This window comes from Streptosporangium sp. NPDC051023, from assembly GCF_040689595.1.
GTDB lineage: Bacteria > Actinomycetota > Actinomycetes > Streptosporangiales > Streptosporangiaceae > Streptosporangium.
The window spans coordinates 96,288-108,596 of record NZ_JBFBCE010000003.1 but is presented as its reverse complement, the minus strand read 5'-3'; the positions used below and the strand labels follow the sequence as shown (position 1 = coordinate 108,596).

The window sequence follows — 12,309 nt, the reverse complement described above, 5'->3', positions numbered from 1 at the left end:
TCCTCAGCTGACTTTCCCCTGCTCAGCTCCTCAGCTGATCTTCCCTGCCCGATTCCTTAGGAGAGCCATGCCCGTTTTCCGGCACATCGCCGTATCCGCAGCCGCCGCCGTCACCCTCGTCGGCCTTCTCCCGGGCGGAGCGGCCGCCCTCGAACAACCCGGCGTCCTCCGCGCCGAGCTGCGCCAGGCCCTGGAGGACACGGTCACCGCCGGTTCGGTGGCCGCGCTCGCCGAGGTGCGAGACGCCGGCCGTACCTACCGGCTGGCCGCGGGCAAGGCCGAGTACGGCACGCCACGCCCGGCACCGGCTGGAGGCAGGTTCAGGATCGCCAGCGTCACGAAGCTCTTCACCGCGACCGTCATCCTGCAGCTGTCCGCCGAGGGGAGGCTGCGACTGACCGACCCGGTGGGCAAGTGGCTGCCCGGCGTCGTGGACAGGGCCGACGACATCACGCTGGAGCACCTGCTGCGGCACACCAGCGGCGTCCCCGACTACCTGCCCGGCCTGCTCGACGCCTCCGGCGTCGTCCGCGACCCCACGCGGACCTGGCACGACCGGGAGCTGGTCGCCCTCGCCAACCGCCTGCCGCGCACCTTCGACGCACCAGGCGGCCGCTTCGCCTACTCCAACACCAACTACGTCCTGCTCGGCATGGTCGTGGAGGCCGTGACCGGCAGGCCGTACGCCCGCGAGGTCACCGAGCGCGTCATCCGGCGGGCCGGGCTGACCGGCACCTCAGCACCCGGCGAAACCACCTCGATCCCGGGGCCGCATCCGCACTCCTACGCCCTCGTCGGCGGCGTCGTCACCGACATCACCGCCCTCAGCCCCACCATCCTCGGGGCGGCAGGCGGCATCGTCTCAACCACCGCCGACCTCAACCGCTTCCTACGCGCCCTGCTCGGCGGCGGGCTGCTCCCGCCCGCCGAGCTCGCGTTGATGAAGACGCCCTCGCCCGGCACCACCTACGGGATGGGCCTGACGACCCTGCAGACCCCCTGCGGCACCTTCTACGGCCAGGCCGGGGGTATCGGCGGCTACTTCACCGCGGCGTTCCAGCGGCAGGACGGCCGTCGCGAGGTCAGCCTGGCGGCCACGCCGTACACGGGAAACCCGCAACAGGCCCTCTCCACACTGCTCCAGCGCACCGCCTGCGCCTGACATCCCTGACGAAACCGGCCCACCGTACCGGGCGGGCCGGTTGATGTCGCGAACCAGGAGGCCCGGGGGCGCCGAAACCCGGCGCCCCATCCGGTTCCGTGTTTGACATCGCCTCCCCGCTGACAGATGGTTGTACGTATAAAGGACAAAAATGTCCGATAAACGGACAAGCTGGGAGAAGCGGATGCCGTACTATCGCGTCGTGGGTGAGATTCCCCGCAAGCGACACGTGCAGTTCCGGCGGCCCGACGGCGGGCTGTACGCCGAGGAACTGATGGGCGAGGAGGGGTTCTCCAGTGACTCCTCGCTGCTCTACCACCGGCACCTGCCCACCGCGATCATCAAGGCGGAGGCGGTCGAGGCCCCGGCCTCGTCGGCGCTGACCCCCAACCTGCCGCTCTCCCCCCGGCACTTCCGCACCCAGGACCTACAGGTCGGCGGCGACCTGGTCTCCGGACGCGGCCTGCTGGCGGGCAACGCCGATGTCCGCATGTCGTACGCCGCGAGCGAGACCCCCAGCGAGCTGTACCGCAACTCCATGGGCGACGAGTGCGTCTACATCGCCTCGGGGCGGGTCAGGTTCGAGTCGACCTACGGCGCGATCGAGGCCGGGGAGGGCGACTACGTCGTCATCCCGACCGGGACGATCCACCGCTGGGTTCCCCAGGGCCGCGTGACGGCGTTCGTCATCGAGGCCTCCGGGCACATAAGGCCGCCCAAGCGCTACCTGTCCTCCTACGGGCAGTTCCTGGAGCACGCCCCCTACTCCGAGCGTGACCTGCGCACCCCGCAGGAGCCGATGCTCGCCGAGGGTGAGGAGGTGCCGGTGCTGGTCCGCACGCGTGGCGGCCTGACCCGGCTGGTCTACCGCAACCACCCGTTCGACGTGGTCGGCTGGGACGGCTGCCTGTATCCCTACGCGTTCAACATCAACGACTTCGAGCCCGTCGTGAAGCGCACCCACGCCCCGCCTCCGGTGCACCAGACCTTCGAGGGCCCGAACTTCGTGATCTGCTCGTTCTGCCCGCGTCCGCTCGACTTCCACCCCGACGCCATCCCGATCCCCTACAACCACCACAACGTCGACTCGGACGAGCTGATGTTCTACGCGGGCGGCGACTACACCGCGCGCAAGGGCTCGGGCATCGACATCGGCTCGATCTCGCTGCACCCCGCCGGGTTCACGCACGGCCCCCAGCCCGGCGCCGTCGAAGCCGTCATCGAGGCCGTACGGCAGGGCCACACCCAGACGAGCGAGCTGGCCGTGATGGTCGACACCTTCCGCCCCCTCGACCTGGGTTCGACCGGGCTCTCCGTCGAGGACCCCTCCTACGCCTGGACGTGGGCCCGATGAGCCTCTTCCACGCCCTGGTCGACGACGCCGGGCTGTTCCCGCCGACCGCGCTGCCGATGGCCGACGCCCTCAAACGGCACCGGGCCGACCTGGCGGCGGACGACCCGGTGCTGACCCACCGCTTCCTGGTCGCGGCCAGCCGCCTGCCCGACCTCCGCGCCCACCTGGACCACCCCGTCCGGCTCGGGCTCATCCTCGACACCCCCGAGCTGCCCCCGCTCGACGACCTCGACGTCGAGCTGGTCGAGGTGCCCGGCGGCGCGGCCGTCGACCTCGGCGGCCTTCCGGCCCGCCAGTTCGTCGAGGTCACCGCGGCCCAGCTGCCCGTCGACCTGCCGCAGGGGGTCGGGCTCAAGGTCAGGTGCGGTGGAACGGTCGCGGCGGCCTTCCCCTCCGCCCAGGAGCTGGGCGCCTTCATCTCCTACTGCGTTGAGCGGGGCATCCCCTTCAAGGCCACGGCCGGGCTGCACAACGCGGTTCGCCACTTCGACCCGGTGCTTGGCGTCGACCGGCACGGCTTCCTCAACCTGGTCCTGGCGGTCTGCGCCGCCGTACGGGGCGAGGATCCGGTGCCCGTGCTGGGCTCGACCGACGTGGGCGAGCTGGTCAGGCTGGCCCGCGGGGTGCCGGAGGGCGTCGCCGTACGCGCCAGGGAACTGCTGGTCTCCTACGGCTCGTGCAGCACCAGCACCCCGATCGAGGACCTGCTCGCCCTGGGCCTCATCGCGGAGGGACAGAGCGGCGACGACTCGCGCGTCAGGGTCGGCAGCACAAGCACCGCAAGCACAGGCACCGTCGGCACAGAGGAGAACGTGTGATGTCCTGGGGCCTCGAGCACCTGCCCTACGGGGTTTTCTCCCGGCACGAGGGGGAGACCCCGCGTGTCGGCGTGCGGTACGGCGAGCACATCGTCGACCTCGCCGGAGCCCTGCACGACGAGGTGTTCGCGACCGGTTCCCTCAACGCCTTCATGGCCAGGGGCGCGACCGCGTGGCGGGACACCCGGGCGGTGATCCAGAACAAGCTGCGCACCGACATGGGCACCGTCGAGGCGCACCTGGTCCCGCTGGAGCAGGTCACGCTGCACCTGCCCATCGAGGTCGCCGACTACGTCGACTTCTACTGCTCGCTGGAGCACGCCTCCAACCTCGGGCGGATGTTCAGGCCCGACGATGAGCCACTGAAGCCGAACTGGCGGCAGCTTCCCGTCGGCTACCACGGCAGGGCCGGGACCGTCGTCGTCTCGGGCACCCCGGTCGTCAGGCCGTCGGGGCAGCGCGGCGCCGGGCTCTTCGGGCCGTCGGCGAAGCTGGACATCGAGGCGGAGCTGGGCTTCGTGGTCGGCGCGCCGACCGCCCTGGGCGATCGGGCCGGGCGGTTCGAGGACCACGTGTTCGGCGTGACGCTCGTCAACGACTGGAGCGCCAGGGATATCCAGGCGTGGGAGTACATCCCGCTCGGCCCCTTCCTCGGCAAGTCCTTCGCCACCTCGATCTCCCCGTGGGTCACCCCGCTCGCGGCGCTGTCCGAGGCCCGTGTCCCGGGCGCGGCGCAGGAGCCGGAGCCGCTGGACTACCTGCGCAGGCGGGAGCCGTGGGGGCTCGACCTGACGCTGGAGATCGCGGTGAACGGCGAGGTCGTCTCCCGCCCGCCGTACCGGGGGATGTACTGGACGCCCGAGCAGATGCTCGCCCACATGACCGTCAACGGCGCGAGCCTGCGGACCGGGGACCTCTACGCCAGCGGGACCGTCTCCGGCGCCGAACCCGACCAGCGGGGGTCACTGATCGAGCTGACCTGGAACGGCACGGAGCCGCTCAAGCTGCCCGACGGCTCAGCCAGGGCCTTCCTCGAGGACGGCGACACGGTCACGATCAGCGCCTCCGCTCCCGGTCCTGACGGGACGGTGATCACTCTGGGCGAGGTTTCGGGAACCGTGTTCCCGGCCCGCTAGCGGGACCGTCACGTCACCTACCGCGCCTCCATGATCACTTAACGCTAGTCTGGGGTGTCCGAGTAGTCGTGAACCCCGGAGGCACGAACCGATGCGGCGCGCCGTGGGATCTCTCCCGATCCTTCTCCTCCCGCTCACGGTCACGGCCTGTTCCTCGGTCACGGCGTGTTCCGCCGCCGCCGACTGCTCTCCGGCCGTGACCGGGAGCGGCGCCCCGCGGGGAGCCGCGCCCGGTGTGCGGATCGTCCCCGCTCCCGGTTCGAAGGGGGCGGAGACGAGGCGGGGCCTGATCGTGAAGGCGGACACGGGCACGCTCACCGGGGTGCGGGCGTACGCGGGCGGCGTCCCGGTGCCGGGGCACTTCGACGGCACCCGGTCGACCTGGCGCTCCGACTGGGCGCTGCCGCCGGGCCAGGAGCACATCGTCAACGTCACCGCGTCGGGAACGGGCGGCGCCCCGGTGAGCGTCTCCGGCAGGTTCAGGACGCTCACCCCCGCCCGCTCCTTCGGGGTCGCCTCCGTCACCCCCTTCCCCGGCGAGACCGTCGGCGTCGGCATGCCGATCATCGTGACGTTCGACACGCCGGTCACGGACAGGGCGGCCGTCGAGCGGGCCTTCGAGGTGCGCTCGGCCAAACCGGTCGAGGGCGCCTGGCACTGGACCGGCGAGAGCGAGGTGGTCTACCGGCCTCGCCGCAACTGGCCCGCCCGGCAGCGGGTCGTCCTCACCGCCCACCTGTCGGGCGTCCGCGCGGCCGACGGCACCTACGGCACGGCCGACCACGAGACGTCCTTCACCGTCGGCCGCAAGCAGGTCAGCGTCATCGACACCCGCACCCATCAGATGCTGGTCAGGCGTGACGACCGGGTGGTCCAGCAGATGGCGGTCAGCGCCGGGATGGCCACGACCAGGGAGTACACCACGACGAGCGGCGTCCACCTGACCATGGACAAGGCCAACCCGGTCCGCATGGTCTCCCCGGGCCGCAAGAAGGGCGAGCCGGACTACTACGACCTGTTGATCGACTACGCGGTCCGGATCTCCAACAGCGGCGAGTACGTCCACGCGCTGGACAACCTCTGGGCGCAGGGCCGCGAGAACGTCAGCCACGGCTGCGTCAACGTCCGCCCCGACCAGGCCGCCTGGTTCTACGACAACTCCCTGCGCGGCGACCCCGTCGTCATCCGGGGCACCGACCGCGAGCTGGAGTGGGACAACGGCTGGGGCTACTGGCAGCGGCCATGGGAGGAATGGCTCGACGGCAGCGCCCTGCACGCCTCCCGGCCCCCGCTCCCCCTGGCCGACCCCGGCGGAGTTCAGCGGGCGCGGCCGACCCGACCCTCGTCCCGCATGGGTTCCGCCGACCCGTAGACCCGCCCGTCCGCGCCGAACACCGGGGGGACGCCTTCCGGCCGCCCTCTCCGACAGGTCTTCGCACAATCACTGACGACCTTCGCATAACGACATACCGTGGATAGGGGAACCTCCTGGACATCCGAGCCGTTCATTATTGAGGAGGGCCGGAGCATGGACTACTGGGTCATCTGGTTGATTCTCGCGGTGGTGCTGGGTGTCGCCGAGATCTTCACCCTGACCACGGCTCTCGGCCTGCTCGGCGGTGCCGCGCTGATCACCTCCGTCGCCGCCGGTCTCGGCCTGCCGCTCCCGCTCCAGTTCGTGCTGTTCGCGGCCTCCCTGGTGACGGGAATGGTCGTGGTACGGCCCATTGCCAAACGTCATCTCATGCCGCCATCCGCCGACGGGCGGTTCGGAATCCAGGCTCTTGTCGGCAAGCCCGCATACGTTCTGCGTGAGGTGACCGGCAGGGACGGCCGAGTCCAGATCGGCGGCGAGGAATGGTCCGCCAGAGCCTACGACGAGACGCTGGTGATCCCAGCGGGAGCCGTCGTCGACGTCATCGAGATCGAGGGTGCCACCGCGCTCGTCTATCCCCGGGAGTGATCAATGGACGCACTGCTGATCGCCGGATTGCTCATCGTCCTGTTCGCCGTGTTCACGGTGATGCGCTCGGTGCGCATCGTTCCCCAGGCGCGGGCACGCAACGTGGAACGACTGGGCCGCTACCAGACCACGCTCAAGCCGGGCCTGAACTTCGTCATCCCCTACATCGACCGGGTCTACCCGATGATCGACCTCCGCGAGCAGGTGGTCTCCTTCCGCCCGCAGCCGGTGATCACCGAGGACAACCTGGTCGTCGAGATCGACACCGTCCTGTACTTCCAGGTCACCGACCCGCGCGCGGCGGCCTACGAGATCGCCAACTACATCCAGGCCGTCGAGCAACTCACCGTCACCACCCTGCGCAACGTCGTCGGCTCGCTCGACCTGGAGATGACCCTCACCTCACGCGACACGATCAACAGCCAGCTTCGGGGCGTGCTGGACGAGGCGACCGGCAAGTGGGGCATCCGGGTGAACCGGGTCGAGATCAAGGCCATCGACCCGCCCAAGAGCATCAAGGAGGCGATGGAGAAGCAGATGCGCGCGGAACGGGACAAGCGCGCCGCGATCCTCACCGCCGAGGGCCAGCGCCAGTCCCAGATCCTCACCGCTGAGGGCGACAAGCAGAGCGCGATCCTGCGCGCCGAGGGTGACAGGAGCGCGGCGATCCTCAAGGCGCAGGGCCAGTCCCAGGCGATCGACGAGGTCTTCCAGGCGGTCCACCGCAACGACCCCGACCCGCAGCTCCTGGCCTACCAGTACCTCCAGGTGCTGCCCGAGCTGGCCAAGGGCCAGGGCAACACGTTCTGGGTGATCCCCAGCGAGGTCACCTCCGCCCTGCAGGGCGTGTCGAAGGCCTTCACCGAGTCCCTGCCCCGCTCGCCCGCGACCCGCGAGGCCCCCGCGATCAGCGAGGCGGCCGCCAGGGAGACGGCCCAGGCGGAGCAGGCCGCCGCGGAGGCCGTCGCGGAGGCCGCCGAGGCGGACCTCGGCCCCCGCCAGCTCGGCCCCGGCATCCCCTCCTCCGACCCGCTGGCCGACCTGCGGGAGAACCGCCACCGCACCACCCCCTGACCCGCCCGCGCACAGCCCCCCGCCCCCGTACGGTCCCCGTGCGGGGGCGGTCGCCGTACGGGAGGCCGAGATCCCTCCGGGACGAAGCGTGAAGCAATGCTGTGGGCCGGGTTAAGAAAACCGCGATGGACACCTCAGGAAGCGACCGGGCACAGTGCGTAAGGTCGGAAGCTGAGGGGGGATCTGTGATGAAAGCGCTGGTCAAGGAGAGGGCCGAGCCTGGCCTCTGGCTCACGGACGTGCCGGAACCGGCCGTCGGGGCGGGGGAGGTGCTGATCAGGGTGCTGCGCACCGGCATCTGCGGCACGGACCTGCACATCCGGAGTTTCGACGCGTGGGCGCAGCACACCCTGCGGACTCCACTGATCGTCGGACACGAGTTCTGCGGCGAGGTCGTCGAGGTGGCGCCCGGCGTCGAGGACATCGCGATCGGCGACCTGGTCAGCGGGGAGGGGCACCTGGTCTGCGGCAAGTGCCGCAACTGCATGGCCGGGCGGCGGCACCTGTGCCGCAACACGGTCGGCCTCGGGGTGAACCGCGACGGCGCCTTCGCCGAGTACGTGACGCTTCCGGCCTCCAACGTCTGGGTGCACCGGGTGCCGGTCGACCTCGACGTCGCGGCGATCTTCGATCCGTTCGGCAACGCCGTACACACCGCGCTGACGTTCCCGATGGTCGGCGAGGACGTGCTGATCACCGGGGCCGGGCCGATCGGGCTGATGGCCGCCGCGGTGGCCACGCACATCGGGGCCCGCAACGTGGTCGTCACCGACGTCAGCCCCGAGCGGCTGGCCCTGGCGGGCAAGCTCGGGGTGAACCTGGCGCTGAACGTCGCCGAGAGGTCCATCGCGGACGGCATGCACGAGCTGGGGCTGCGCGAGGGCTTCGACGTCGGCCTGGAGATGTCCGGGAACCCGAGGGCGCTCCGCGACATGATCGCCAACATGACGCACGGCGGGCGGATCGCCATGCTCGGCCTGCCCGCCGAGGAGTTCGCGATCGACTTCGCGACGGTCGTCACCTCGATGATCACCATCAAGGGCATCTACGGCCGCGAGATGTACGAGACGTGGTACTCCATGTCGGTCCTCCTGGAGAAGGGCCTCGACCTGTCCCCCGTCATCACCGACCGCTTCTCCCACCGCGACTTCGACGCGGCCTTCGACACCGCGGCGAGTGGCAAGACCGGAAAAGTCATCATGGATTGGACCGTCTGATGTTCGACAACGTCCGCGCCGACCTGCGTGACACCCTCGACGAGATCGCCACCGCCGGGCTGCTCAAGCCCGAGCGGGTCATCACCACCCCCCAGCGGGCGGACATCGCCGTCGCCGGAGGCGGCGAGGTGCTGAACTTCTGCGCCAACAACTACCTCGGCCTCGCCGACCATCCCGAGGTGGTGAACGCCGCCAGGGAGGCCCTGGACCGCTGGGGCTACGGAATGGCCTCGGTCCGCTTCATCTGCGGCACCCAGGAGGTGCACAAGGAGCTGGAGGCCCGCCTCGCCGACTTCCTCGGCCAGGAGGACACGGTCCTGTACAGCTCCTGTTTCGACGCCAACGGCGGGGTCTTCGAGACGCTCCTCGACGAGCGCGACGCGGTGATCTCCGACGCGCTCAACCACGCGAGCATCATCGACGGCATCCGCCTGTGCAAGGCCCGCCGCCTGCGCTACGCCAACCGTGACATGGCGGAGCTCGAGGCCAGGCTCAAGGAGTCGGCCGACGCCCGCCGCAGGCTGATCGTGACCGACGGCGTGTTCTCCATGGACGGCTACGTCGCGCCGCTGGACGAGATCTGCGACCTGGCCGAGCGGTACGACGCCATGGTCATGGTCGACGACTCGCACGCGGTCGGCTTCGTCGGCGAGGGCGGCCGGGGCACCCCGGAGCTGCACGGCGTCATGGACCGCGTCGACATCATCACCGGCACGCTCGGCAAGGCGCTCGGCGGAGCCAGCGGCGGCTACGTCGCCGCCCGCAGGGAGATCTGCGAGCTGCTGCGCCAGCGGTCCCGCCCCTACCTGTTCTCCAACTCGCTCGCCCCGGTGATCGCCGCCGCCTCGCTGCGTGTCCTCGACCTGATCAGCGGCTCCAACGAGGCCCGCGAACGGCTGCGCGCCAACACCGCGCGGTTCCGCACCCGGATGACCGAGGCCGGGTTCGACGTACTGCCCGGCGACCACCCCATCGTCCCGGTCATGATCGGCGACGCGGCGGAGGCCGCCGCGATGGCCGAGCGGCTGCTCGAACAGGGCATCTACGTGATCGGCTTCTCCTACCCCGTCGTGCCGCACGGCAAGGCCAGAATCAGGGTGCAGTTGTCGGCGGCGCACTCGACCGAGGACGTGGACCGGGCCGTGGACGCGTTCCTCGCGGCCCGGAGATAATCCCGGCGAAAACCGACAGGGGACGAACACGCGGCGGATCTCGTCGACGGAGGTGACGATCGACCGGGCACCGGCCTCCTCGCCCACACCCGGAATGCCGTGAGGGAGGAGGTCACCCGGTCACGGTCGATCTCACCGCTCGCCCAGAGCGACCAGGAGCTCACGGAAAACAATTGAGACATGAAACTCATGGACATTGTTAAAGTGGTTTCGCGGACGGTCGCTCTCGGGATTGAATCACCGTATGCGAATCGCTGAGAAGGTCACGACGTCGTCCACGCTCGCAGCATCGGCAGGTTGACGAGGTGGCCGCTTTTCACTCGGTGGTGGCCTTCGTGACACAGGGTGCGAGCACCTTCGACTTCGGCGGGATAAGCGAGGTGTTCGCCGCCCGCCCCGAGCTGAACCTGCCTGCCTTCGACTTCTCGATATGCGCCGAGGAACCGGGCCCGATCCGCACTGATCTGGGCCTGTCGTTGCAGGTGGAGTTCGGCCTCGAACACCTCGAAAAGGCCGACCTGATCATCCTGATGCCCTACAACAGACACGCGTTCGCCCCCTCGGCCGCAGTGCTGGACGCCCTGCGCGCGGCCAACCGGCGCGGCGCGATCATCATCGGCTTCTGCACGGGCACCTACCTCCTGGCCGCCACAGGCCTGCTCGACGGCCGACGCGCCAGCACCTACTGGACCGTCGCCGACGATTTCGCCGCCCGCTACCCCGACGTCACCGTGATCCCCAACGCCCTCTACGTCGACGAGGGAGATGTGATCACCGGCGCCGGGGTCGGGGCCAGCGTCGACGTCTGCCTGCACCTGCTGCGCCGCGAACACGGCGCGGCCGTGGCCAACGCCGTCGCCCGCGCGATGGTGGTGGCACCGCACCGCGACGGCGACCAGGCCCAGTACATCTCCCAGCCCATACCGGCCGACGGCGACGAGCGATTCACCAGGGCCATCTACCGGGCCCGCGCCAGCCTGGACGTCCCCATGTCGGTCGACGACCTGGCCACCCACGCCCTGATGAGCCCGCGCACCTTCAACCGCAAGTTCAGAGCGGCCATGGGCACGACCCCGCACGCCTGGTTGCTGACCCAGCGGCTCGACCACGCCGAGGAACTCCTCGAAACCACCGACCTGCAGATCGAGGAGATCGCTCGCCGGGTGGGATACAGCTCCGCCGCCGTTCTCCGCGAGCAGTTCGTCAAGCGACGCGGCCTCTCCCCCCGCGCCTACCGCCAGAAGTTCGGCCGGCACTGCGACGATCGGCACTGCGACAGCCGGCACCGTGACGAGGGCGGACAGACGTCGTCGAACCAGAGATCGGCGGAACTGTAGAAGGGGTCCCCGAAGGGAAGAGGACACCTCTGTCAGGGGGCGATCCAGGCGTCCTCTCTGTCAGGGGCAATCCGGGCATCCCCGACAACGCGCTCGGTGCCCGGTCACGGCTGGACATGCCATGACCGGACACCGATCAATCACGATGGGCGCTCACCGAGCGGCCGACGATGTCAGGGCGCAACCTGAATGTACAGATCGACCCAGCTGTCACCGGCCCTGCACTGGAAGTCCCACCACTCACCGTTGCTGACGCCCTGGTTGCCGCGCTGGGTGCACGACCACCAGGGGTTGGGGCCGTAGAAGGTCGTGTAGTAACGAAGAGGCGTGAAGGCGTTCGCCGTCCCCTGAGCGCCGACAGTTGCAACGGTCTGCTGGGCCTCATGAGAGGCCGCCTGGGCGGGGGTCGCCGTGGCGAGGCCCGCGACCAGAGCCGCACCGACGCCGGCCAGCGCGAGCATTCTCTTCATGCGCATACTGTTCCCTTTCCATTGAACGGAGCGTATTCGCGTTACTTCACAGAGAAGTCCTGCCGATAACCGGCAGCTCAAACATGCTCTCCTCGCACATCACTCGAAACCAGTGGAAATGCAGCCATCATTCATACGATCTCTGCCAGTCACAACAATTGGATAATTGATGTGTTCACGGAGTTCATTAACTCTTCGCTCATTGTTTCAAATCTTTCTTCCATGACTTTCCGGTCGCGGATTCCGCCGGGGCACGGGCGTCGGATACGGCCCTCCACCGGGGAAGACCTGGACATCCGCGTCGCACCGGTCGGCGACCACGACATCACCGTTGCCGCGCGAGGCGATCCCGGACAAAGATCGAACTCTCCGTTTTCTCCCACGACCTGCCGATCTTCCCGACGAAGTCGGACGCACCCACCCGGAAGTCGCGGTAGCCATCGGACATGCAGATCTCACAGGAAGCCGCAGCACCGTCCACGACACCGAGGCGAGGATCCGGGAGCGTACTCCCTCAGGACGCGGACCGGGGGGACGCGATCTTCACGGTCCGGAAATAATCCCGATTCGTCGCAGTCCAGAAATAATCTCGGCGAAAATGGACAG

11 protein-coding genes are annotated in these 12,309 nt (G+C 69.3%); 10 read left to right on the top strand and 1 reads right to left on the bottom strand.

The features are described 5' to 3' along the window. Positions 1-67: 67 nt before the first annotated feature. From AB0395_RS03045 to AB0395_RS03000, 10 genes are all read left to right on the top strand, one after another. A complete protein-coding gene (locus tag AB0395_RS03045) occupies positions 68-1,162 on the top strand; it encodes a serine hydrolase domain-containing protein (RefSeq protein ID WP_366276352.1) in 1,095 nt (364 codons plus the stop codon). Positions 1,163-1,346: 184 nt separating this feature from the next. Continuing rightward, entirely contained in the window at positions 1,347-2,516 is a 1,170-nt protein-coding gene (locus tag AB0395_RS03040) for a homogentisate 1,2-dioxygenase (protein ID WP_366276349.1), read from the top strand. Then, the gene (locus tag AB0395_RS03035) at positions 2,513-3,334 is read left to right on the top strand and encodes a hypothetical protein (RefSeq protein ID WP_366276346.1); all 822 of its coding nucleotides are present in this window, start codon (positions 2,513-2,515) and stop codon (positions 3,332-3,334) included. The genes AB0395_RS03040 and AB0395_RS03035 overlap by 4 nt, the downstream gene beginning before the upstream one ends. Beyond that, positions 3,334-4,470 (top strand): fumarylacetoacetase, encoded by a 1,137-nt coding sequence (fahA, locus tag AB0395_RS03030; protein ID WP_366276344.1) that lies wholly within the window; start codon positions 3,334-3,336, stop codon positions 4,468-4,470. The genes AB0395_RS03035 and fahA overlap by 1 nt, the downstream gene beginning before the upstream one ends. Before the next feature lie 235 nt (positions 4,471-4,705). Next, entirely contained in the window at positions 4,706-5,842 is a 1,137-nt protein-coding gene (locus tag AB0395_RS03025) for an Ig-like domain-containing protein (RefSeq protein ID WP_366276342.1), read from the top strand. A 156-nt stretch (positions 5,843-5,998) separates the two neighbouring features. Further along, a complete protein-coding gene (locus tag AB0395_RS03020; protein ID WP_366276341.1) occupies positions 5,999-6,433 on the top strand; it encodes an NfeD family protein in 435 nt (144 codons plus the stop codon). A 3-nt stretch (positions 6,434-6,436) separates the two neighbouring features. Further along, positions 6,437-7,507, top strand: a complete 1,071-nt coding sequence (locus AB0395_RS03015) for an SPFH domain-containing protein (protein WP_366276340.1) — start codon at positions 6,437-6,439, stop codon at positions 7,505-7,507. Positions 7,508-7,695: 188 nt separating this feature from the next. Next, positions 7,696-8,724: an L-threonine 3-dehydrogenase gene (gene tdh, locus AB0395_RS03010; RefSeq protein WP_366276339.1), complete on the top strand. Its 1,029-nt coding sequence runs from the start codon at positions 7,696-7,698 to the stop codon at positions 8,722-8,724. Further along, positions 8,724-9,896, top strand: a complete 1,173-nt coding sequence (locus tag AB0395_RS03005) for a glycine C-acetyltransferase (RefSeq protein ID WP_366276338.1) — start codon at positions 8,724-8,726, stop codon at positions 9,894-9,896. The genes tdh and AB0395_RS03005 overlap by 1 nt, the downstream gene beginning before the upstream one ends. A 335-nt stretch (positions 9,897-10,231) precedes the next feature. Beyond that, positions 10,232-11,233: a helix-turn-helix domain-containing protein gene (locus AB0395_RS03000; RefSeq protein WP_366276336.1), complete on the top strand. Its 1,002-nt coding sequence runs from the start codon at positions 10,232-10,234 to the stop codon at positions 11,231-11,233. A gap of 173 nt (positions 11,234-11,406) precedes the next feature. Here AB0395_RS03000 and AB0395_RS02995 read toward each other — a convergent pair whose 3' ends face one another. Continuing rightward, positions 11,407-11,703 carry a hypothetical protein gene (locus tag AB0395_RS02995; protein ID WP_366276335.1) on the bottom strand — a complete coding sequence of 99 codons (297 nt, stop codon included), beginning with the start codon at positions 11,701-11,703 and terminating at the stop codon, positions 11,407-11,409. Positions 11,704-12,309 lie beyond the last annotated feature (606 nt).

Excerpts from the sequence above, each read along its gene's own strand:
- AB0395_RS03045 (WP_366276352.1), top strand. The coding sequence starts at position 68 with ATGCCCGTTTTCCGGCACATCGCCGTATCCGCAGCCGCCGCCGTCACC.
- AB0395_RS03040 (WP_366276349.1), top strand. The coding sequence starts at position 1,347 with ATGCCGTACTATCGCGTCGTGGGTGAGATTCCCCGCAAGCGACACGTG.
- AB0395_RS03035 (WP_366276346.1), top strand. The coding sequence starts at position 2,513 with ATGAGCCTCTTCCACGCCCTGGTCGACGACGCCGGGCTGTTCCCGCCG.
- fahA (WP_366276344.1), top strand. The coding sequence starts at position 3,334 with ATGTCCTGGGGCCTCGAGCACCTGCCCTACGGGGTTTTCTCCCGGCAC.
- AB0395_RS03020 (WP_366276341.1), top strand. The coding sequence starts at position 5,999 with ATGGACTACTGGGTCATCTGGTTGATTCTCGCGGTGGTGCTGGGTGTC.
- AB0395_RS03015 (WP_366276340.1), top strand. The coding sequence starts at position 6,437 with ATGGACGCACTGCTGATCGCCGGATTGCTCATCGTCCTGTTCGCCGTG.
- tdh (WP_366276339.1), top strand. The coding sequence starts at position 7,696 with ATGAAAGCGCTGGTCAAGGAGAGGGCCGAGCCTGGCCTCTGGCTCACG.
- AB0395_RS03005 (WP_366276338.1), top strand. The coding sequence starts at position 8,724 with ATGTTCGACAACGTCCGCGCCGACCTGCGTGACACCCTCGACGAGATC.
- AB0395_RS02995 (WP_366276335.1), bottom strand. The coding sequence starts at position 11,703 with ATGAAGAGAATGCTCGCGCTGGCCGGCGTCGGTGCGGCTCTGGTCGCG.